The 23128-nt window shown below is 49.5% G+C and carries 18 protein-coding genes; 15 read left to right on the forward strand and 3 right to left on the reverse strand.

Going from position 1 to position 23128, the window contains the following annotated elements:
- Positions 1–526 precede the first annotated feature (526 nt).
- On the forward strand, positions 527–1723 hold the full coding sequence (locus tag KJS65_RS24035) for a Gfo/Idh/MocA family protein (protein WP_213652386.1): 1197 nt from the start codon (positions 527–529) through the stop codon (positions 1721–1723).
- A 361-nt stretch (positions 1724–2084) separates the two neighbouring features.
- Positions 2085–2705, forward strand: a complete 621-nt coding sequence (gene wrbA, locus KJS65_RS24040; protein ID WP_213652387.1) for an NAD(P)H:quinone oxidoreductase — start codon at positions 2085–2087, stop codon at positions 2703–2705.
- A 94-nt stretch (positions 2706–2799) separates the two neighbouring features.
- Here the strand turns inward: wrbA and KJS65_RS24045 are convergent, their stop codons facing one another.
- Together KJS65_RS24045 and KJS65_RS24050 are read right to left on the reverse strand one after the other, a co-directional pair.
- Entirely contained in the window at positions 2800–3939 is a 1140-nt protein-coding gene (locus KJS65_RS24045) for a phosphodiester glycosidase family protein (RefSeq protein WP_213652388.1), read from the reverse strand.
- 116 nt (positions 3940–4055) lie between these two features.
- On the reverse strand, positions 4056–4832 hold the full coding sequence (locus KJS65_RS24050; protein ID WP_213652389.1) for an ABC transporter ATP-binding protein: 777 nt from the start codon (positions 4830–4832) through the stop codon (positions 4056–4058).
- 364 nt (positions 4833–5196) lie between these two features.
- Here KJS65_RS24050 and KJS65_RS24055 point away from each other — a divergent pair, with 364 nt between their 5' ends.
- From KJS65_RS24055 to KJS65_RS24085, 7 genes are all read left to right on the forward strand, one after another.
- Complete coding sequence (locus tag KJS65_RS24055; RefSeq protein WP_213652390.1) at positions 5197–6687, forward strand: YARHG domain-containing protein; 1491 nt, start codon at positions 5197–5199, stop codon at positions 6685–6687.
- Positions 6688–6744: 57 nt separating this feature from the next.
- Entirely contained in the window at positions 6745–7464 is a 720-nt protein-coding gene (locus tag KJS65_RS24060) for an N-acetylmuramoyl-L-alanine amidase family protein (protein ID WP_213652391.1), read from the forward strand.
- Between the two features lie 60 nt (positions 7465–7524).
- Positions 7525–7992, forward strand: a complete 468-nt coding sequence (locus KJS65_RS24065; protein ID WP_213652392.1) for an acyl-CoA thioesterase — start codon at positions 7525–7527, stop codon at positions 7990–7992.
- 136 nt (positions 7993–8128) lie between these two features.
- The gene (rnhA, locus tag KJS65_RS24070) at positions 8129–8797 is read left to right on the forward strand and encodes a ribonuclease H (RefSeq protein ID WP_213652393.1); all 669 of its coding nucleotides are present in this window, start codon (positions 8129–8131) and stop codon (positions 8795–8797) included.
- A gap of 368 nt (positions 8798–9165) precedes the next feature.
- The gene (locus KJS65_RS24075; protein WP_213652394.1) at positions 9166–11244 is read left to right on the forward strand and encodes a GxGYxYP domain-containing protein; all 2079 of its coding nucleotides are present in this window, start codon (positions 9166–9168) and stop codon (positions 11242–11244) included.
- Positions 11245–11422: 178 nt separating this feature from the next.
- Entirely contained in the window at positions 11423–12466 is a 1044-nt protein-coding gene (locus KJS65_RS24080; RefSeq protein WP_244864777.1) for an alpha/beta fold hydrolase, read from the forward strand.
- A 67-nt stretch (positions 12467–12533) separates the two neighbouring features.
- Complete coding sequence (locus KJS65_RS24085; RefSeq protein ID WP_213652395.1) at positions 12534–13124, forward strand: TetR/AcrR family transcriptional regulator; 591 nt, start codon at positions 12534–12536, stop codon at positions 13122–13124.
- A 223-nt stretch (positions 13125–13347) separates the two neighbouring features.
- On the opposite strand, the gene KJS65_RS24090 is transcribed toward KJS65_RS24085, so the two are convergent.
- The gene (locus KJS65_RS24090; protein WP_213652396.1) at positions 13348–15327 is read right to left on the reverse strand and encodes a beta-galactosidase trimerization domain-containing protein; all 1980 of its coding nucleotides are present in this window, start codon (positions 15325–15327) and stop codon (positions 13348–13350) included.
- 202 nt (positions 15328–15529) lie between these two features.
- On the opposite strand from KJS65_RS24090, the gene KJS65_RS24095 reads away from it, so the two are divergent.
- The 6 genes from KJS65_RS24095 (at position 15530) to KJS65_RS24120 (ending at position 23048) form a co-directional block, all read left to right on the forward strand.
- Positions 15530–16399: an AraC family transcriptional regulator gene (locus tag KJS65_RS24095; protein WP_213652397.1), complete on the forward strand. Its 870-nt coding sequence runs from the start codon at positions 15530–15532 to the stop codon at positions 16397–16399.
- Between the two features lie 39 nt (positions 16400–16438).
- A complete protein-coding gene (locus tag KJS65_RS24100; RefSeq protein WP_213652398.1) occupies positions 16439–18130 on the forward strand; it encodes a sensor histidine kinase in 1692 nt (563 codons plus the stop codon).
- Positions 18118–19659, forward strand: a complete 1542-nt coding sequence (locus tag KJS65_RS24105) for a response regulator transcription factor (RefSeq protein WP_213652399.1) — start codon at positions 18118–18120, stop codon at positions 19657–19659. The genes KJS65_RS24100 and KJS65_RS24105 overlap by 13 nt, the downstream gene beginning before the upstream one ends.
- Before the next feature lie 135 nt (positions 19660–19794).
- The gene (locus KJS65_RS24110; RefSeq protein ID WP_213652400.1) at positions 19795–21246 is read left to right on the forward strand and encodes an ABC transporter substrate-binding protein; all 1452 of its coding nucleotides are present in this window, start codon (positions 19795–19797) and stop codon (positions 21244–21246) included.
- Between the two features lie 61 nt (positions 21247–21307).
- Positions 21308–22213, forward strand: coding sequence for a carbohydrate ABC transporter permease (locus tag KJS65_RS24115; protein ID WP_213652401.1), 906 nt, complete (start codon positions 21308–21310; stop codon positions 22211–22213).
- Between the two features lie 16 nt (positions 22214–22229).
- On the forward strand, positions 22230–23048 hold the full coding sequence (locus KJS65_RS24120; protein ID WP_213652402.1) for a carbohydrate ABC transporter permease: 819 nt from the start codon (positions 22230–22232) through the stop codon (positions 23046–23048).
- Positions 23049–23128: the final 80 nt, after the last annotated feature.

A 23128-nucleotide genomic window follows, 5' to 3' on the forward strand; every position in this document is an offset into this window, starting at 1 on the left:
ACGCGCGTCAACATTTCCTCTATACCGCGAGCTGGAAGCTCGCATTTGAATCAAAATGTTGAGTATTCCCATCACCCGCTCCATACATAAAACATAACGCCGAAAGGCGTTTTTTTATTTGAGCGGTAGACCGTCCCATCACCCGCTTCACAGATAAACAGAAACCCCTGAGCGCTTCTAAGGAGCTCTCAGGGGTTTCTTTCGCATATGCTAACCCTAAAAGTCGCCTACGTAGGATATACGGTAGGCGGCTTTTTCTATCAACAATTTTTACGAACTGCTTTTGCTTTACTAACCATTTTGCAGATAACTGATATACAATCACATCGTAAAAGCCAGTATGCCGGACCTTTCTTGGAGAAATCTGTATTGGTATAATCCCATAGGCCCAATTGAAATCAAATAAATAATATGCCATCTATAAAGATATCAAAATTGCGATACTCAGGTAAAGATTTGAATATTGACTTATTTGCCCTAAAAGGTCAACATCAGAATAAAAGAAATCATTTCCTGGGAGGTTACGATGAAGAACAAAATCAGAGTTGGCATGATTGGTCTGGGCGCACGCGGAATGGGACTGTTAAAGGGCATTATTTTGCATATGGAAGATGTGGAGGTAGCTGCTGTATGCGACTTGTATCAGGATCGCTGCGATCAGGCGGCTGACAGTGTTGCAGAAACCGGCATATCCCGTCCTTTGGTGACTCAGGATTACCGGGAAGTCATGGCCATGGGGAATATTGATGCCGTCGTCATCAGTGCCTCCTGGGCAGACCATACGGAGATAGCCATTGCTGCGATGGAAGCAGGTATATATGCCGCCTCCGAGGTGGGTGGGGCCTACTCAATCCAAGAGTGCTGGAAGCTTGTAGAGGCCTACGAACGTACCCGTGTACCGTGTATGATTATGGAGAACTGCTGTTACGGACGCGATGAAATGATGGTACTGAACATGGTGAAGCAGGGTGCGCTTGGAGAGATAGTGCATTGTGCGGGCGGCTATCAGCATGATTTGAGAGACGAGATTGCTTTTGGAAAAGAAAACAGGCACTACCGCTTGAACAATTACATTCACCGGAACTGCGAAAACTATCCAACGCATGAGATTGGCCCGATTGCACGCATTCTGGATATTAATCATGGCAACCGTATGGTGTCATTGGTATCGATGGCTTCCAAGGCGAAGGGCATGCAAGCCTATATCCGCAAGGAAAAAGGGGAAGATACCGAACTGGCGCAAACCGAATTTATGCAGGGCGATATTGTCACAACCATTATCAAATGCGCTCACGGAGAGACGATCACGATCACACTGGATACCACGCTGCCGCGTTATTATTCCCGGGGATTCACCGTTCACGGTACCAAGGGGATGTATATGGAGGACAACCATTCTATCTATCTGGAAGGTACACATGATGATTTTCATATGAGCTGGAAAGAGCAATGGGGCAATGTAGAGCAGTTCAGAGAGCAGTATGATCATCCATTATGGAAAAAATATATCGAGGAAGGTGTCAAAGGCGGCCATGACGGGATGGACTGGCTTGTATTCTCTGACTTTTTTGAAAGTGTGAAACAAGGGACCCAGACCCCGCTTGATGTATACGACATGGCTGCCTGGATGTGTATCTCTGCATTATCAGAAGAATCGATTGCCCTGGGAGGACATCCGGTCGCAATTCCCGATTTCACGAATGGCAAGTGGATGACACGTTAATCATTGAAAATACACCATAAGGTTATGAAGAGGCTGGCAAGCTATTCACTTGTGCAGCCTTTTTAATTTAATCAATAATACTTCCGTAAATGGCAGCATGGTATAGTTCAGCTGTTGACAACAAGAAAACAGAGTGATATCATTATCTCGTGTTAGAGATATTCTATTTAAAGATTAATATTTTTTTGGGTAGATACCTTTAAATCGAAATATATAATGTTAAGAAATAATATGCAACAAGAGTATGTAGAGTATTCTGGTTGTTCCATATTGTTAACAAAGTATATTTCAAGGGTAAGCATGGCAAAATAGGATAAACTCATGTTCAACATAAACTCAATTGGTAAAGGGGAAATTCAAGATGTCTAACGTAAAAACAGCAGTTATCTACTATAGCTCCGGCGGTACAAACTATCAGCTTGCGCAATGGGCGGCAGAGGGTGCTAAACAAGCTGGCTCTGAAGTGAAGGTTCTGAAAGTGGCTGAAACGGCTCCACAGGCTGCGATTGATTCCAACCCGGCTTGGAAAGCCAACCATGAAGCAACCAAAGACGTTCCGGAAGCTACACTTGCTGATTTGGAATGGGCAGATGCAATTATTTTCAGTATTCCTACCCGTTTCGGCAACATGCCGGTTCAAATGAAACAGTTCCTCGATCTTACCGGCGGACTTTGGTTCCAAGGGAAATTGGCGAACAAGGTTGTCAGCGCTATGTCCTCTGCGCAGAATCCTCATGGCGGTCAGGAAGCTACCATTCTCTCTCTGTACACAACCATGTACCACTGGGGAGCCATCGTAGCAACACCAGGCTTCACAGACCCATCCATCTTTGCAGCAGGCGGCAACCCTTACGGCACTTCCGTGACCGTTGGTCAGGACGGCAAAATGGTTGAGGATGTGCAGGCGGCAGTTGTTCATCAGGCGAAACGCACAGTAACCGTAGCAGATTGGGTGAAAAAAGGACTTAACGGAAACAACTAAAAGTAGAGTGTGCTAACCACAAAAAGGCTGGCCCGAAGCATCGATGATGACTTCAGGCTCAGCCTTTTTTGTGTATTCCAGTTCATTCAGAAAATTACTGCACTTTAATCACGATTGCATTACTGATTTTGCGTCCCGGGGTTGTTAAGTATTTGCCGTTAAAATATAATCCGCTCGATGCTCCCCCGTCCAGATTCATTGCCTGATAGGCTCCAGCCTGGCGCATGATCTCTGCCATCTGCGGAATGGTCGCGCCGCCTGTGGTCAATAGGATCAGCTTATGGTCCTTGGTAATGCCAAGGGCGCTGCGTGCACCGCCGCCTGTCAGAATCTTCGGGTCTTTAAATCCTTCCTGTTTCACATTCAGCGATACTTTACCATCGACCAATAGCCGCGGTCCCGCCTGCAGTCCGCCTTCAATGAGTCCTTGGCCGAATTTGTCCTTGAAATCAGAGCCTGCGATCAGGCTGACAAGCTGGTTCTCATCATAGGTGAATATGGCCCGCTGATCGCCAGGGCTCGACATTTTGATGTCACCCTTGCTCAAGATATACCCGTATGGAGCCTTGTAGCTGCCTGATGTATAAGCATTAAAAAAGGTGCCGTTAATAGCTACGGTTGCTCCGCTTCGTTTGGCGATGCTGCTCAGGTCTTCGACATTTCCGGGCGTATTTCCGGCAAGCACCACGTCCATTTGAACCTGGGGATGCATGAGTGATACAGTCACCATCTGCACGCTAAACGATCTGCCGCTCGCTTTAATGGTCTTTTTTTCACTGACAACCGGCTTGGAAAGCGATTGGCCAGCGGTACGCGTTACAACAGGGAGCATGGAAGAGGAGCTGCCTGAAGAAATTTTGACGGCATTGCTCTCTTTAAGCCACTCCAGCTGGTAGCCAAGCTCCTTGCTTATGATTTGAAGAGGCACATAAACAGACCCATTGTCCTTGAAGGGTGCATCCTGAAGGGAGATGGAGCGATCGTTGACGCTCGCTGTCTTTTGCCCGAGGGTCATGGTGATATGTACATTGCCGTGCGTTATTTGAATTTGTTTGGATGCTTCATCCCATTGTACTTGATTGGCATCGAAACCGTTTAAAAAGCGAACGGGTGCAAAGGAGTGATTGCTTTTGGCATCCATAATGACCATGTTTTTGGCAGGCGCGGCCGCAAACGTTGATGGAATAAGACAGATAAATGCAAGCAGTACAAGAGCAATTGATTTTTTGAACATGTTTGACTGTGAGTCCCCTTTTTGTGTGATTTATTCCTGCTATTGTAATATCGGAAAAATCATCCTTAAGTTGAAGGGGAAATGGGACTTTATTCTCTTGTAGTGACAAGGGGGAACTATTCAGCTACGCGTACATAAAAGCGATCCCCATGCCGGTCCACGTCTACAGACGCTTCAAAAAATCCGCTCAGGTTCTCTGCCGTCAGAATATCCTCGGTTTTACCGCTATCTACGGCCTCACCATTTCTCATCAGCAGCACATGGCTGAATACAGGCAAAATTTCCTCCGTATGATGGGTCACATAAATCAGGGTCGGTGCGTCCGGCTTGCGTACCAGCTCCGCAATACTCTCCAGCAGACGCTCTCTCGAAAAAATATCGAGTCCATTACAGGGCTCATCCAATATCAGAATGCGGGGATTGGCCATCAAGGCGCGTGCGATGAGAAGCTTCTGCTTTTCCCCTTGCGAGCAGGTCCGGTATTCACGATCCCACAAGTGATCACAACTGAGCGTGGTCATCAGCTCACGGGCGAGTTCATAATCTTCGTCGCTGGTCTTATCGTAGAGGCCAATGGTGGCATGCTTGCCGCTGATCACGATATGCTGCGTGCGGTCCGAGGCATACAGGCGTTCCTGGAACGAATTGCTTACCCAGCCGATCGATTTACGCAGTTCACGCAGATCCACTTCGCCAAACAAATGGCCAAGGACCTTGACGGAGCCTTCCGAGGGCCAGATATAGCCGTTGACGATGTTCAACAGCGTCGTTTTTCCGGAACCGTTCAGGCCGAGCAAGGCCCAGTGTTCCCCTTGCTGTACCTGCCAGCTGACGTCCTTCATGAGGGTGTGCTGCCCGCTTTTCCATGTAATATGTTCCACATCAATGATCATGCGTTATTCCTCTTTTCCTGCCGGTTACGGTATCGAAACCTTTTTTAATGGTATAACACAACAGACATATAGGCTTCAAGCATAGTTTTACAAGGAAGAACATGTAATATTGCAGATTAAATTCTAAAATACGCAGGGTTTCGGGATTGAGCGATTTCCCATAATAGAAGTATCAGTCACACATGAGAGGGGGCGGTTCCCGCATTTTTATCGTCTCCGGCAGCCTAAAATATGGTATTGTATACCTAATTCATGTATTCATTTCATCGATTGTCAGGAGGTATGGGATTCTTAGCCATAAATTCAGCAAAAGCAAAATTACATAGCAATTTTAAACGATTATAGCAAAAGGAGCTAAACAACGTTGCAATGTCCAAAATGTAAATCCACCGTGGCTGACCATGTGAAATTCTGTGGAGTGTGTGGTACAGCGATGACCAAGGCTTTTGAAAAACCGGCGCCATCCAAGAAAAGGGGGGTGTGGATCGGCATCGGCATTGGTGCCGGCTCCTGCGTCATACTAGGTATGGCCATCATCATTGTTTTTCTGTTAATGAACGACAAGCAAGAACCAGTAAAAGACCCGTTGGCCGCGGCACAGCCTGCTGCGACGCCGGAAGGCGCAGCCGCAGTGACAGCGACAAACGTGGCTGATACCGGAACAGAGCAGGAGACGGTACCTGCGGTTCCGGCTCAAAAAGTGCAGCTTCGGATCAATCAGGTGGACACATCCCGTTATCCGCTCTTGGATCTTTATCTTTCTGCGACAGATGAAAAAGGCAGCAAGATCACGAAGCTGGAGAACAAAGGCTTAACTATAACGGATAACGGCAAGCCGGTATCGCTGCAGAATAGCTCGCTTCGTTATATGAGCGGCGGCAGCGAGCCCTTCTCCATGAATCTGCTGATTGATGTCAGCGGCAGTATGGAAGGTGAGAACATTGAGCGTACGCAAGAGGCGGCAACCGACTTTTTGGATCATATTCCGGTCAATGAGCGGAGCCGGGTAGGACTCATCTCTTTTGATACGAATATTTTTGTGGATCAGGATTTTACCAGCGACAAGCAGCTGCTGAAAAATGCCATACGTGGGCTTCAGGTGGATAACCAGACGGCTATTTATGATGCGCTCAGCACGGCTCTGATCCGCACCAGCAAGCAGGAAGGCGCCAAAATGATCATTGCTTTCACGGACGGCATGGATAACAGCAGTTATACCTCACCGGAGGAAATTACGGAATTATCGAAAAAGCTGGGTATTCCTATTTATATCGTGGCCCTGGGCAATGAAGTGGACTTGAATCCATTGATCCGTATTTGTGAGGATACAAGAGGCAAATTCATACGCATTGACAGTATAAGCGAGCTCTTCAAAGCCTATCAGTCTATCTATACGCAGCAGGAAGAACAGTTCAAGCTGTCTGTGCGCATGAGCGATCCGGCAACAGACCAAAGCTTTCATGATCTCAAGCTGAGCATTCATGATGAACAGTATATGGGAGAAGGCATGGTCTCTTATCTTCCGGATTATGCGATTGATTATAGTATGTACCGGGATTATTCATACGCTGGTGATGATAGCTTCCTTTTCGCGGACAGTGCAAGCCGTTATTTGACCGACGAGGATCTTCGGAATTTGTCGCTGGGCGAGCTGGCGATTGCCAGAAACGAGATTTTCGCCAGACATGGATATTCGTTTAAGAGAAAGCAGTTTGCCCAGTATTTCGAGAGCAAGAGCTGGTATACGGCCAATCCGGGCTATGATGGCAGCGACAGCGTGCTGAATGACGTGGAAATTTCCAATTATCGTCTGATCAAAGCATGGGAAGCAAAAAAGAAACCGGCTAATACTTAAGGCGTGCGTACATCGGCCTTGGGTAGGTTCATTCAGAATAAAAGGATGATGAGAAAAATGAAAAAATGGTTGGCATACCTGCTTATGACGGTGCTCATGGTAACTTCGGTTCCTATGGCTGCGAGCGCGGCTTCCACGGATAAGCCTGCTTTGAAAGGGAAGGTGGTTGTCATTGATCCGGGTCATTCTGAGAAAGGCAACAAAGGTAAGGAGAGTGTATCTCCTGGCAGCAAGACGATGAAAATCAAGGATCCGGGCGGTGCTGTGGGTGTCCGCAGCAAAACCCCGGAATATAAGATTAATATGGCGATTGCATTGAAACTAAAGAAAAGGCTGGAGAGCCAAGGAATCACTGTCGTGATGACGAAAACCAAAGATTCCGAGAATCCCGGCAACCAGGAGCGGGCGGAAATCGGCAACAGTCACCATGCGGATCTGGTCATCCGTATTCATGCGGACTCGGCAACGAACCAGGAGGTTCATGGATCAACGATGCTGGTACCGGCGTCTGTCGGGTATGCCAAGCCGATCGCCGCAACCAGCAGGAAATATGGTGAGAGCATTCAGAAGACACTGGTGGGCACAGCGGGAATGAAAAACCGCGGGATTGTCGAACGCAAGGACCTGACCGGATTTAATTGGTCCAAGGTTCCGGTGGTGCTGGCGGAGGTGGGCTTTTTGTCCAACCCACAGGAGGATTTGAAGCTGAACCAGCCAAGCTATCAGGAGAAAATTGCCGAAGGTCTTGAGAAAGGCATCGTTCAGATTTTACAATAAGAAGAGTAATAAACAATCAAGGCAGCATTGAGTACATTTTTCTCGAGAGGGGAAGCAGACATGCGCAAGGAAAGCTTCATTCAGCCGAACCCTGAAAGCTGGTTGAAAAAGTTCCATTTTTCCATTCCGATCAAAGTGCGTTATTGTGAGACGGATATGCTGGGACATGTGAATAATGTGAGCTATTTTATGTATTTTGAGCAGGGACGCATCGAATATTTTGAAAATCTGGGTTTGTTCGATTCGATGTTTGGCAGTGAAAAGGTAGCCGTGGTCGCGGATTTGGAATGCCAGTACCTGGCGCAAATGTATCGTAGTGACAAGGTGAACCTTCATGTACGGGTGGCATCGATCGGAAGATCGTCCCTGGATGTGGAATATGCCGTAGTGGTGGAAGATACGCTAAAGGCAGCAGGACGAGGAGCCATCGTACTGATCGATACGGCAAGCGGAAAAAGCACTCCGATTCCGGAGGAGGTCCGCGAAGTCATTGCTGCTTTTGAGAAAGAAGGTATGGGCGGAGCCTGAGAGATTGGAAAATGGTTTTTGGCAAAAGCACCTGTTTGCGGCAGGTGTTTTTTTGTGAGAAGATACTAAGGGCGAAATGATCCATTCATTCTTGCAAAAAGATTATCAGCATATTTTCACTTAAGGAGTTCTACATATGGCTAAATCCAAATTTTACGTGGTATGGGAAGGGAAGAAGCCGGGAATCTACACAACGTGGGCGGAATGCCAAGCACAGGTGAACGGCTATACGGATGCAAAATATAAATCCTATGAATCCCGCGCAGAAGCCGAGGCGGCCTTTAAAGGCGGCTGGAAAGGGAACTGGGGCCAGGGCAGCAAATCCTCCTCATCATCGAAAGGAAAGGCCAACAGCGGCAAATCTGCCGGCAGCCGGTCGTCTGCCGCGGATCAGGAAGAGATCATTTATGACAGCATCTCCGTAGATGTCGGTACCCGCGGCAATCCCGGACCTGTGGAGTACAAAGGCGTGGATACGCAAACGGGAGAGATTCTGTTTTATGTGGGGCCGGTAGAGAACGGCACGAACAATCTCGGAGAATTCATTGCGATTGTACATGGCTTGGCATATTTGAAACAGCAGGGCAGCACGAAGACGATCTATACGGATTCGAGAACCGCTCTCGCCTGGATCAGAAACAAGAAGCCAGCAACGACGCTCGCGAGAAACGAGTCCACACGCAAGATTTGGGAGCTTACCGACCGTGCGGTGCAGTGGCTGCAGGACAATAAATACGAGAACAAAATCCTCAAATGGAATACCGAAAAATGGGGAGAAATCAAGGCCGATTTCGGGCGGAAATAAAACGCGTTGACGAAGGCGCAGGAATATGAAAGCAAAAACAGCCGCCGGCTCTTTGGAGCCAGGCGGCTGTTTCCCATGGACCTGACTCTGCTTCAGAATATAGCCCGGAAGACATGGTGTAATTTGTCGATATTTGGCAGGACCATTCCGAACAAAGCACTAAGCGAATGGACCGACAGGGCTATTTTTATCCAATATATTGTAAAATCATATTATATATATTAAATATAGATTATATATATTAGGTGTAGAGGAGATCTTCGATCCATTCGGCGTTCAGCATGCGGGAGATTTCGGATTCGGGCCGGGAGGAAAGGTGTTTCTTTTATCTGCCAACCAAATCATCGTAAAGTTGAGGTGTATTGTTTATGCTTCGTAAGTTTACCACGGTTTGTCTCACTGCGGTCTGCGCGCTTTCCATCTCCATGGGCGCATCCGCCGAGCCGGCGCCAAGTTCCTCATCCTCACCCGGCAGCATCAGCGGCATCAAGTGGCCGGAATCGCAAGCGCTCCCAACCTTTGCGAAGGTGAAGCGTCTGAACGTAGCGGACGTTTATGACGCCCCCGGCGACGTTAAGATTATGCTTGCAACCCTGCAAGGCATTGTCAACAGGAAACAGCCCCGAGTTTATCTGCTTGAAAACCAGGAAGAAGGCAAGATGACCTGGCTGAATGATCTCAGGGTACCTTATACGGTGCATAACGATCCTTGGGAACTGGTGGACGAATTCAAGAAGGAAGTTAAGGGAATCATTGTCTACGACCCGAAGGTTCCGGACAGCATCAACGTGGCGACAACCCTAGCCGGACTCAAGGATGCGGTGGTAGCCAGCCCGGAGCTCAGCGCCAGGCTGACGTCGGCTCCTTACAACCTGAAAGTACTCGATGATTTGCAGGGCAAGTTTAAGGATAAGATGGATGCCTACACCTGGCAGTACGAGAATTTGTGGAAGCAAACAACGCACCGGATGCTGATCGGGCTCAGCCCGGATACGTCGGTGAAGCTGCCTCCGGGACTTCCGCAGTCGTTCAAGGTGGTAGCCGAGGAGAAGACGCAGGAGAGGGATGCGAAGAACCGCCAGACCTACGACATGGATCTGACGTCTTTCCTAGGTACGAATGCGGTATACCTCCGCTTTGAGGATGCGTTCCAGCAGGATGGATGGGGCGCGGCCGTTCATGAAGTGACCGTGAAGGCGGATGGCCAGACGATTGCCCGGTTCGTTCCCGGAACCGACGACGAGAAGCCTTTCCTCTACGACGCCCAAGAATCGCAGCTCTCCAGCGGCAGCGGAGGACACCGGTTCGCGGATAACGGGCGGTACTTCGTATACGGGTTTACAGTACCTGCAGGCACGAAGTCGTTGACCGCTTCGGTCGACATGTGGAACCAATTTAAGGTGTACGCGGGCAACGAAGCTCCGCCTTCTTCGGAACAGAAAGAGCCGTACGGCTACCTCCGCGACTATGCGGTCGCCAACAAAGCAATGGTGTTCTGGCTGGGCTCCAATACGCCTGAGCAAAAGGCATTGTTTGATAAGATCCTGTCCGATGTTCCTGCAGGCACGCCATATCTCGGCTGGTTCAGCAACGATACCGAAGGCGAATTCAACGGGGTTGAGCTTTTATCGAACCACAGCGTCTACGTACTTGCTGCTGACTGGTTCAGCAATCTGACGGTATTTTCAGGTACGGATAACCAAGGGCAGGGGCCGCTGCCGTCGGATAAGATCAAGACGCCGAAGCTCGAGAACAAAATTTATGTGACGTACACCTTCAGCGAGGGCGACAACTTCCAGTACAACCAGCATTGGCTGCGCAATTTGTGGGATGACCCGAACCGCGGCAAAGTGCCGATCAACTGGACGTCCAGTCCGCTGCTGTACGACGGGGCACCGGCGATGCTGAACTATTACAGAAGCACGGCAACCGCGAATGACCAGCTGATCGCCGGACCTTCCGGCGGCGGATACTTCTACCCGAACGCCTGGCCGGAGAAGACGCTGCCTGCGTTTTTGAAGAAGACTTCCTCGTACCTGAAAAAGACCGGCATGACCGTACCTTACGTGCTGAACCGCATCGCGAACCAAAACGTCCCGTTCAGCGATTCGGTCATCAAAGCGTACGAGGACAACTACCGTCCAAACGGGCTGTTCCTGAGCTGGGAAGATCATTTTGGCGTGGATATCCTGAAAGGGAACCTGCCGGTTTCGACAATTCAGGGCATTAGTACCGTAAAGGATGGACAAAAGATTCTGACGGACGCCAAAGCAAAGTGGGACGGCAATTCCCCTCTGTTCGTATCCCTCGGGCTGCTCGCCTGGAACATGACGCCGACCGATGTGGTGAAGCTGACGGATTCGCTCGGACCGGAATACCAGCCGGTGCTTGCTGACCAATATTTCTCCCTCATACGGGAAGCGAACCATTTGCCAACGAAGCCTTAAAATCAAGAAAAGTTAACAAAAAGCGGTCAATGCCAGAAGGCGTTGGCCGCTTTTTGCGTTTCGTAAACGAAAAAAAATGTAAATTACCCGTTGACAACGGATCCGAGATTCCATTATCTTTATAATAATTAATGAGTGAGTAACTCACTCATTATAAAAACGGAAACGGGGAATTGAAATGAACAATGCTTTAGTTCAGATCGTAATGCGTAAAAGAAACCAACGTAAGAACGCGCAGCTGCTTCGCTTAACAACATCCGAAGGCATCGCCGAATCCGGCTTTGTGCGTATTGGCGGGATCGAACAATGGGTGACCATTCGGGGAGAAAACCGGCGCAATCCGGTGCTGCTGTTCATTCATGGAGGACCGGGATCGGTATATTCCATCTTCAGTCCGCTGCTGCGTTCTTGGGAGAAGGAATTTACGATCGTGCAGTGGGACCAGCGGGGAGCGGGAAAGACCTTTCGGCGCAACGGCAAACAAGAAAGCGGATTGTTGACCTTCGATCGGTTGGTGAAGGACGGGATCGAGTTATCCGAGTATCTCTGCAGCAGGCTCCAGCAGAAGAAGCTTATTCTGGTGGGCAGCTCGGTGGGCAGTCTTACCGGCATCTTGATGGCCAAGAGGCGCCCGGATTTATACCATGCTTATGTAGGGACGGATCAGAACGCTCCAGATCCCGATCATGTTGGCCATCAACTTCTGCTGGAAGCTTTTCGAACGACTGGCAACAAGGAGGGGGCAGCGCTGCTTCAGCGAATGGGGACCGATCCATTCGCCTGGAACAGCAAGGATGTGGATAGACGTAATCGTCTTATGGTGAAGGCGATCCGCGGTGTTCCCAACATGATCACGGATTTGATCATGCCTTCGATGCTGTCATCGCCGGAACATACGCTGAGAGATATGACGGATCTGTTTAAAGGGATGAAATTTTCCGCCGAAGGGCTTCATGAAGAAATGGTTCATTTTGATTTTGACAAGATCGGATACCGCTTCGAGCTGCCTGTGTTCATTCTTCAAGGGGATTCGGATTTTATTACGCCAACGGCAACGGCCCAAAAGTACCTCGACCGCATGGATGCCCCTCATAAAGAGTTCGTGCTCATCCATCAGGCAGGCCATTTGGCGTGCTTTGCCCGGCCGGAACAGTTTCTCGGTGTACTGCAGAAACAAGTCCTCCCCCTGGCTATGGATGCTGAGGCGAAGCAAGTACGGTGAACCCAGCCGGAACATCATGGTACAATAAGGATAAGTAATTTTTCGAGAGATGGGAGTCCGGAAACTAATGTCGCCATTAAATAAGGAACAGCTTGCCCAAATCCGGGATGAGAGGAAAAGTCAGATCCAGCAGGCCGCGTTGAAGCTTTTTGCCCGCAGCGGCTTTACAGGAACGAAGACCAGTATGATCGCGGCGGAAGCTGGTGTGAGCGAGGGACTGATATACCGATATTTTACGTCCAAGGATGAGCTGTTTACCAGCATCGTCCGGGAACTGATGGAGGAAGGGCAGAGAGAGACGGGGAATGTGCCGAGTCTGCCGGGTACGCCTTATGAGCAGATTAAGGCGCTGACGGAGAATATGCTCAGCGAGAACAAACTTGCTTTTATGCTCGTTCTCCGTGCCGTCCGCAGCCTTGATGCCATTCCAAAGGACGCCGCGGATATTTTGAAGGAGCATTCGGCGGACGCCATGATCGCGCCGCTGATTCCTTTGTTTAAGCAAGGACAGGAAGCGGGGGAGCTAGCCGAAGGCGACCCTCAAGAGCTGCTTCATTGGTATTTCTGCATCGTGAACGCCTTGATCATCGAGGAAGCGGATGAGAATCCGTACGGAATGCCTTCATCCGATCTGCTGATGAAGATGTTGAAAAGGTAAGGCGGCCGTAGAGGTTGTCTCTCCCATGCACGAAGCAAAGAAGAAAGCCAGCTATACCAAGGTTAAGCCGTATTATGCCGAGCTGCCCGCATCTGCAAGGTGTAGCGATGGTTGAAGACGCAAAAAAAGGCAGGCCCGAAGGTGGGGCCTGCCTTTTTTGGATTTCGTCGCTATAAAAGCGTATTGCGATGCTGTTTATGCACTTTTTTCCACTAGGCCAGCTTTACGATTCCTCCTCATACGCCAGCACGACCATCTGATGGCATTCTAGCTCAGGTATGGTGTACATCACCCGATCCCCTTTTTGCGTGAAATCCAGCGGCGTCATCTGCGGAGCCAGATAAACCTGCTGTACTTTTTCCGGAATCCTCAGATCCATGGCAATGTTGTACACAGGCAAAATATCTTCGATGATTTCAATGCCGTCTCCTCTTTTTACCGGTGATGCGTACAAGGTATGCTGCACATAGCGGGATTTGTCCGTTTGCTTCTGCAGTGTTGCCGAGCCTTGGGCTTGCAGGGCAGTGCGCATGGAAGGCTGCGGCAGGAGGCGGCTCAGCGCGAATAATACGGTTTCTTTCAGCGCCAGGCTCCCTTTGGTTGCGTAATCTTCAAATACATTCCAGGCGATGTATATGCCATTGGCGCTTTCTACCATTCCCGGTCCCCCATAATCCCCGCTGTCGGGCGTATGCTGATGGGAACAGAAGGTAAGGGCATCCCGGTTAAAATAAGGGTTTTCTCTTTTGCCGAGCTCGGTCCCGCTTTCGGTCAGTTCTACCTTTTGACCTGTTGAATAGAAAATAAAAGCAGCCTCCCCCAGATGATCAAGGGGCTGCAGAGGACGGTAGTAGTCGGGCTGGTATGGATTGATCCCGATATGCTTTACCCCAAGATCGAGAGCAAAAGTATCGCCCTCCGCCTGCAAACCGGATTCCCCTGTCACGAGCAGCCGCCCACCCTGATCGAGAAAGCTATGAAGTTTGGATTGAAGCGGCTCATTGATCCGCACATAGTCGGGCAGAATGATCACCTGGTACGAATCGAAATCACTTTCGAGATCGATGACATCAAACAGGATATTTCCTTCGACGAGCATCCGTACAGCGCCAGCATCGGATTGGCCGGTAAAGCTGTCATGGCCTCCATCAGCGGTATGGGAGCCGGCAGCCTCAACAGAAAGAAGGGCAACATCAGCTACATGAACCACATTCTTGCACCATTCTTCCTTCGCCTCCACTTCCGCATAGGCTCTACCAATCAGACGGTATGTCGCTTCATCCATCTGTCCGAGCGGATGCAGCTGGTCACCGATGGAACAAGCTGCGCCATGCGCAAGGCTGAGGGCTGTTTCATAGCGGAGGGCATTCGGATGCTTGTAGCCGCCGAACTCCCCCCAGGTGGTATGGAATTTTCCGGTCATTCCTAGAAAAGGCATGCCGAGCGGCTGTGCATACCTTGCCGATAGCGGGAAGTGGTCGTATCCCCAGCCTCCTGTGGGCAGCGACTCCAGCTCCAGATGGGTGTTCATGCGTGCTAAATCACGGCGTCCGCGCCGGATATGGCCGCCATTATGAAAAATGGGCAGACCGGGCTTAAGGGTATTCACCGTTTCAGAGACTTGATTGGTATAGTTGGCGTAGGTTTCCTCCCACAATGGACGCATGGCGTGAATGTCCCGCGGGTCTATTCCTTTTGCCCGGGCAGAAGCTATACAGCTTGCGCAGTAGCATTCCCTCACACCTACGATATCGAGAAAAATACCATCCGCGTCATAGTTTTGTACAACCTCAGCTATTTGGGACAGCAGTATACCGAGATAAGGCGTGTTCATGCACAGCTGGTGATATCCGGGTCTGAACAGATCCCCGCCATCCGCGTAACGCGGACGGATGCACCATTCGGGATGACGGACCGCCAGCTGCTCATCTAACCCTGCAGACAAATACACGGGAGTTTTAACCCCTATTTCATGGGCGGCTTCGATCATGGCACCAAGAAGATCGAAGGAAAGTCCCGGATGCATCAGGTTAGCCTTGGACGGATGATAGGCCCAGCCATGATGGCATTTGGAAAAAATGGTGATGGAGTCCACATGTCCTAGCTTCAGCATCCGTTGAAATTGATCTTTTTCAAAGCGGCTGCCGATATGGTCAATGGCCTCCGAGGTGTGAAAGTCGAGATGAACCTGGCGAAAACGCATCGTTTAATACCCTCCCTGGTTTTCGAAGTTGTTACCTCCATAAGGTAACGGAAAAAAAGATGGGGGACTACATGAAATAGCGACTTTAAATAGTACAATATCGACTTTTGATTCATGACCTGTGCCTTGCAGGATGCTAATATATAACTAAAATGGAGTATTCATTAAAACAATATCGATACGAAGAAGGGAGGGGCTGTTCATGAAATGCCTGGAGCTTGCGATTCCGCCGCTGCCGTCACTACTGACCGTGGGTCATGCGGTATGGATGCCGGGAAATTGCCATTTTAGTCGGTCATTTGATGTATATGATGTGATTTTCGTGAAGAAAGGCGCTATGTACATGCAGGAGGATCAAGCAGAGTATACGGTGCAGGCAGGACAATTACTTGTGCTTGAACCCGGTAGAACACATTCCGGCACAGCGCCTTGTACAGAAGAGACGGAGGTGTATTGGGTACATTTCAAGCATCCGGCTGCGCTAAGAACACTGAATACCGAAGGCATCCCATGGTCTGCGGTACTTCCACAGGGCAGAGACAGCGATACCCGGCCATCGGATCAGACGATGTATCTTCCCAAGCACGGGACTGTTCCCTTTAGCCTGCTGCAGCCTGTTTTAGACCGTATGGATCAGCTGCATATGCAGTTGTCGGTGGAGCATTCCCTTCAACTTCAGTCCCTGTTCTGCGAGCTGCTGGAAACACTCCAATCCGAGGCAAAAGCGAGACCGGGATCACGTTCGTCCGCGCTTGCCCGGGAAACGGTAGGTTATCTGCAGAAGCACTGGATGGAAGCCTTTCACTCCCAAAAGATGGAGGAGGCTCTGCATTTTCAATTCGACCATATTACGCGCTGCATGAAAAAATATACGGGGATGACGCCGCTTCAGTATGTGCATCATTTGCGGATCAACCATGCAGTAGTCCTGCTTGAACAAACGACGTTCCCGATCCAGGAAATTGCTGAGCGTGTGGGTATACCCAACGTGAGTTTTTTCGGAAGACTGTTCCGCGAACGCATCGGCATGACGCCTGGACAATATCGGCTGAGAAGGCAATATCAATTGTAGGAGACAGGGCACCAGAACCAAGGAAGGCGGATCCTTATCATGCTAAGGCTGTGGAATCATATCAACTCGAAGCTTTTTTACAAGATGCTCATTATTTACTCGCTTCTGACCGTTATTCCGTTGGCCCTGGTGACAGGGCTGTTTTATTACCGTTCCATGCAAATTATCGAAACAAAAATCCGTGAATCCAGCAAACAAAACATTGTGGAGACATCCGACAAGCTGGACGAAATGCTGAACAGCATCGATCAGAAGGCTAAAAATATATCGATCCAGCGTGAAGTGGAAGCGCTGCTCCGGAACAGCAATGACAGCACACTTTATCCTTTAAGCGAACTGGATCAAAGGGTATACCAATCGGAGGTCAGATCCTTGCTCGACCGGGAAAAGGAGGCGTACGGACTGATCGATTCCATTTATATTTTCAACAATAGCGGTGATATGTACACCAGCACGAATGCATCTGGATTGGAGTCGGACAATGCGCTGGCCGGAATAGCTCATCTAACTCCAGGTCATATGATATGGGCACCTTTTATTGACCATGGACGCATGATATCGGCTATGGAAATATATGATCAACGAAGCGGTATCAAATACGGATTGCTGGCTGTCACATTGAGCACGAAAGGGATGTCTGAGGCACTGGCCTCCTACAAGCAGGGGGCATTTTTTATTACGAACCTGAATGGACTTATCCTGGCTTCTACAGACGAGGCACAGATTAACACCCTCTACAAATCGCTTGGAGCAGGACAAAGCATCATCAACAAGCGTACTTCGATTTACTCTTCATATAACTACATCAGCCACATGCCCAAAAACGCGTTCGGCAAGGAAATCCGAGAGCTCGCATACTACGCCGTATTGATCACTGCGATCACCTGGCTGGGGGTGCTGGTGCTTACCATTGGTATTCTGAGACATATCACGAGTCCCTTGCTGCGGCTGAACCGGCTGATGCGCAAGGCGGAAAGGCAAATTTTCGAGACCATTTCAGGTATCCATACCACCGATGAAATCGCTCAAATATGCCGCAGCTACAACAGTCTCATTACCCAGATCAAGAACCTGATTGAAAAAGTATACAAAGTAGAACTGGTCAAAAAGGAAGCGGAGCTGTCCGCCATCAAAGCTTATATCAATCCCCATTTTCTATACAACACCCTGGAGTCCATCTCCATTATGGCTAAAGAATCAGGTTCCGACTCCGTTCCGAAGACCGTCCGGCTTTTGTCTAAAATTCTGCGTTTTTCGATCACACCGGGTCTGGATTATGTTCCGCTTGAGACAGAGATTACCTTTGCCGTTTACTACCTCCAGCTGCATCAGCAGCGCTACCAGGACAAAATCCAGTGGGAAACTGAAATTGCAGAGGAACTGCTGATGATTCATGTTCCCAAGCTGCTGCTTCAGCCTATTATTGAAAATGCCGTGATTCACGGTATCCAGCAAACGGACCGCCCGGGATGGATTAGCATTCGGGCATACGAATATCAATACGATCTCGTGCTTGAGGTGGAAGATAACGGACCCGGTTACAAAAGTGACGACAGCTACCGCTCCGAAGGTTTGGGTACGGGACTGGCAACGGTCAACCAGCGGATTCAATTACTGTATGGCGAAACGTATGGACTCGCAATCAAAAAAACAGATGCAGGCACGGGGACCATTGTTAGAGTCACCATTCCCATGCAGTTTATGGAGGAGGAGATAGCATGCGAATCATGATTGTAGATGATGAAGCGGTAATCCGGGATAGTCTGGCTCAGCTTCCTGTCTGGAGCGGGATGGGATGTGAGATCGTTGCGGCAGCCTGCAACGGCAGGGAAGCTCTGGAGAGTATTTCGCTCACTAGGCCGGATCTTATCATCACGGATATCCGGATGCCCGTGATGGACGGACTGGAACTTGCCGAAAAGGTACGTATGATGTACCCTTCGATCTTTGTCATTTTCGTCACGGCATTTGGCGATTTCGAGTATGCCCGGCATGCAATTAAGCTGGGCGTGGCCGATTTTATTACGAAGCCCGTGCAAACTGAGGAAGTGATTCTTGCGGTGGACTTGTTAAAGCAGGGGGTTCGGCATTTGAACGAGGACATGAGGTTGCGCCAGGAAAAGTGCCTACAGGCACTTTTTGCAGGTGAACGCCCGGATCCCGCTGATCCTGCTTACGCCGAATTATGCGGGAGAGAGCTGCTCCTAATGTCGGTCGAGGTGGACAATATCGAACTGCTGCATCATACCGGAAAGCCTGTCTCTATGCTGGCCCTTCGGGAAATGGTGTGCTGCATGTTGAAATATCATCCTTTTCCTTACTGGACATACCTTGAGCCCAAAGGGATTGGGGTGCTTCTCATCGCACATGAGATATCCGCAGATGAGTTTAAAAATGCCGGTATCCGGATGGCAAGGGAGATCGTTACTGCAGCTGAGGGGTCATTTGGTCATACGGTTTCCATGGGGATCAGCGACTGCCTCACCTCTCCTATAGAACTAGGGCATGCGAGGGAAGAAATCCGGGAATGCCTGGATTACCGGATGCTGCTCGGCAAAGGCTCCGTTGTATCACGCGATGTGATCACGATTCTGGAGCGGCAGCAGATGGAGGTCGAAGCTGCAAGGATGCGGGAGCTTTCCGTGATCATTCGCCAGAGCGATACCGCGGCCGTTAAGGATTTTCTGCGGTCTATATACAGAGAAATGCTCAGTAAGGGACTGAATAAAGCACAGGTGCAGCGATATGCCACGATGCTCGTGAACGAAGCGAGCAGCATCATGGAAGAGTATATGCCTGCCAAGGGGAAAGAGGGGCTTGGGGATGTCCATAAAAGCCTCTTGTCCTATGACACGCTCAAGGATCTGATGGCCTATCTGGAAAGCCTGCTGACACAAGCCGCGCTGCAATGCCGGACCGGAGAATATCATGCTGCGGCCAGAGTGCTGAAAGGGGTAACCGATTACCTCGAGGACCATTATCAGGGTGAGATTACGCTGACATCGCTTGCGCAGCATTTGCATATGAACCATTCCTATCTCAGCCGCCTCATCAAAAAAGAAACCGGGCGCAACTTCCGTGACCTGCTGTGGGAACACAGAATCGAAGCGTCCAAGGCACTGCTGAAGCAGAGCGGCATGAAAGCCTATGAGGCTGCTTATCAAGTCGGATTCAAGGATCCGGCTCATTACAGCCAACTGTTCAAAAGAATGGTTGGTGTCACACCGACGGAATATCGCGAATCCATGCTGGCGAAGTAAGTATATTGATCTAAAACATAAATAGTCAATTCCAGCCTAGTCAGGTAAAGCACAGATATGTCGTTTCCATGCAGAAGCCCCTATACTTCGGGATAAGAATGATGCAGCTTCATACCAAGAAAGGAGTTCATGCACATGTTCAAACGTAAATATGGCTTTATGATCGCCTTCTTCACATCCATCATCCTGCTGCTGAACGCGTGCTCGGGCGGAGGCGGCGGGCAACAACAAACCGCCGGGGAAAATAAGGGCCAGGAGAAGCCGGCGGAAAAGCAGTGGGTTATTAAAATCGATCCGCAGAACAATCTGCCCAGAAAAGCGACGGCAACCGATCCGCGTGAGATTAAAGCGCTTACGGAGATTGTGGCCGAATATGAAAAGCTGAAGCCCAACGTCAAAATCGAATTCGTCGACGTGGGTAATCAGGACCGCAGTGCCTGGATGCAGGCCCGAATGCTGTCCAAGGATGCACCGGATGTGTTCTGGGATAACTACGATGATACATGGCTCCATTATCAGAAGGGGTGGTTCCTGAAAATGGATGACTGGCTGCAAAAACCGAATCCATATCAGAATAATACGCCTTGGAAGGATATGTTCGTGCCAGGCATTCTGGATTCGGTCAGAGCTCCCGACGGGGCGCTGTATGTTGTTCCGGCAGATGGCGTCGGAGTAGCGATTTACTACAACAAGAAAATATTCAATGATCTCGGACTCGGCATTCCGAAAACCTGGTCTGAGTTTATGGATGCACAAGCCAAAATCAAGGCAGCAGGCATTACACCTTTTGCCGTTGAAGGCAAAGGCGATTGCTGCCATTTACACTGGATTGATTCATTAATGAGCAGCCAGTTTTATATGGGGAAAATTGCAGACATGGACCGCAATAATAATAATAATCTGGAGGTTAACGAGATTGCGCTCGCGGTTCAGGGAGGGAAATATCCCAATCAAGAGCAGCTGTCCCAGCAGTGGGAGCTGGTGAAGGATTGGTCTCAGTACTGGAACAAAGGTTTTACGAGCGCGACGGATTCGCTGCAGATGTTTGCACAGAGCAAGGTGGCCATGATCTTCGGCGGCAGCTGGACGAACGGGCAGCTGAAGCAGGCAAAGGTTCCATTTGAATTCGGGGCTTTTAATTTCCCGGTCATAACACCACAGGATGCGTCACTTGCAACTGGAAAACAGACCAAGATTTATGGCGCATGGGGTGCATTGCAGTGGCTGGTACCAGGGTATCTGGCCAAAGAGGATCCTGAGAAAATTCCGGTTATCATGGATTTCCTGATGTTCCTCAGCAAGCCGGAGAACGTCAGCAAGGTAGATCTCGAGTCCGACGGCGAACCGAATATCGTGGGGGCATCGCCACCGCCAGGTCATGAAGTATTCCACGAGGATATGGATATTGCCAATATGCAGGGCTATAATTCCCGTCTCGACAAATCCTATTCGAATGTATTCCTGGCTTCGCTCCAGACATATTTGACGGGATCGGATTCCCTGGAGAAGTTCACAGGCAGGGTAATCGAGCAATCGAAGAAATCTTCGGAGAACCTGATTAAGCAAAATCCGGATTGGACGAAGTAATGCAATTCATTAAACTGGCGGGAGAGGTCTTCAGCCTCTCCTGCACAAAGGGGTGGCATCCATGAAGACCCGTGGCTTGTATGGCATGAAGCGATGGATTCCCTATCTGTTTCTTGCACCCACGATGATCTCCCTGCTAACGTTCAACTATTATCCGGCGCTGTCCGCACTCTATTATTCCTTTACAGACTGGAACGGCTTTAATGCACCCCATTTTATCGGTTTTGATAATTTTGTGGAAATGGTGAAGTCCCTGGATTTTCAGACCGGTTTTGTCAATATGCTGATCATTACCGTGTTCTCGGTCTTTGTTTCCGTTACGATTCCCGCCATCGCCGCGGAGTTCATATATAAAATCCAAAAAGCCAGGCTCCAGCATTTCTACCGGTTGATGTTTGTGTTCCCGCTTGTGATACCCGGGATGGTGATTTTGCTGCTCTGGCAGTTTCTTTTGAATCCGGAAGTCGGCCTGATCAATTCCGTTTTGTCATCGCTTGGGGTAAGCGAGGAACAGCTGCCGCTTTGGCTGGGCTCGCCCGACACGGCGCTGGCTTCCTTTATGCTCATCGGATTTCCATGGGTGAACGGCGTGGGGGTGCTGATCTATCTTGCAGGATTTCAGAACATTCCGAGATCGGTTATTGAAGCCGCTAAAATGGACGGTGCCACGGGCTGGTCACTGATATGGAGAATCGAAGTACCGCTGATAACTTCTCAGATCAAGCTGATTGCGATTCTGAATATTATTGGAGGCATTCAGGCCTTTCAGAATCAGCTGGTTCTTACAGGTGGGGGACCCGGTTATTCAACGACGGTTCCTGGCTTCATTATGTATCAGTCGGCGATGAGCGCGAGCAGATTTGGCTATGCAAGTGCGATCGGGCTCGTATTGTTTGTTCTTATTTTTATTTTCACTCTGCTCAATAACAAATACATGAAGTCGGATACGGAATACAGTCCGGATTGAGAGGGGGCGGCTCCATTTGAAAGTTGATAAGGGAGTATGGATCCGAAATATCGTGCTGATCATTCTGGGGGTATTAACCTTTATCCCGCTGCTGATGCTCATCAATCTATCCTTCAAGGATGCGAATCAGTTCAATTTGCACCGCTGGACGGTCACCTTTCCGTTCACGCTGGTCAATTACAAGGATGCCTGGTCAGCCATTTCGGATTATATCTGGAACAGCTTCATCATTAGCGGGGTAACGGTGATCGGTGTGCTGGTTTTTTCCTGCCTTGCGGCGTATCCGTTGGCGCGAATGAGCTTTTTTATGAAAGAACAGATCTACTTCCTGATTATTGCGCTGTTGATGATTCCAAGCGTGCTAAGTCTGGTACCTTTGTTCGGGCTGGTGAATAAGTTTCATCTGGTTGACAGCTGGCTTGGGCTTTGGGGCCCGTACATTGCAGGAGGACAAGTCTTTTGCATCTTTGTGCTTCGTTCATTTTTTGCCTCGCTCCCGGAGGAGATGTTTGAAGCTGCACGGCTTGACGGGGCCGGAGAGCTCCGGATTCTGCTGACCATCGTCATGCCGCTGTCCAAGTCGATTATTTCAACGCTTGGCGTTCTCAATATTCTGAATACATGGAATGATTATGTGTGGCCGCTGATGGTCATTAACAGCGCCAAGCTGAAGCCGCTCACACTCGGGCTGGTATCCTTCCAGCAGCAGTTCGTCACCAATTACGGACCGCTGTTCGCAGGCTATGTGATTGCTTCGATTCCGCTGATCATCCTGTTTATCTTTGCAAGCAAGCAGTTTGCCGAAGGATTGGCAGGCAGTGCCATGAAAATGTAGCCGGTGCATATGAAAAGAGTCATGCCCTTAAGATCTGTTTATCAGATGCCAGGCATGACTCTTTTGGCTATTACTAGTCT

The sequence above is a fragment of the Paenibacillus sp. J23TS9 genome (assembly GCF_018403225.1).
In the GTDB taxonomy this organism is placed as follows: domain Bacteria; phylum Bacillota; class Bacilli; order Paenibacillales; family Paenibacillaceae; genus Paenibacillus_AQ.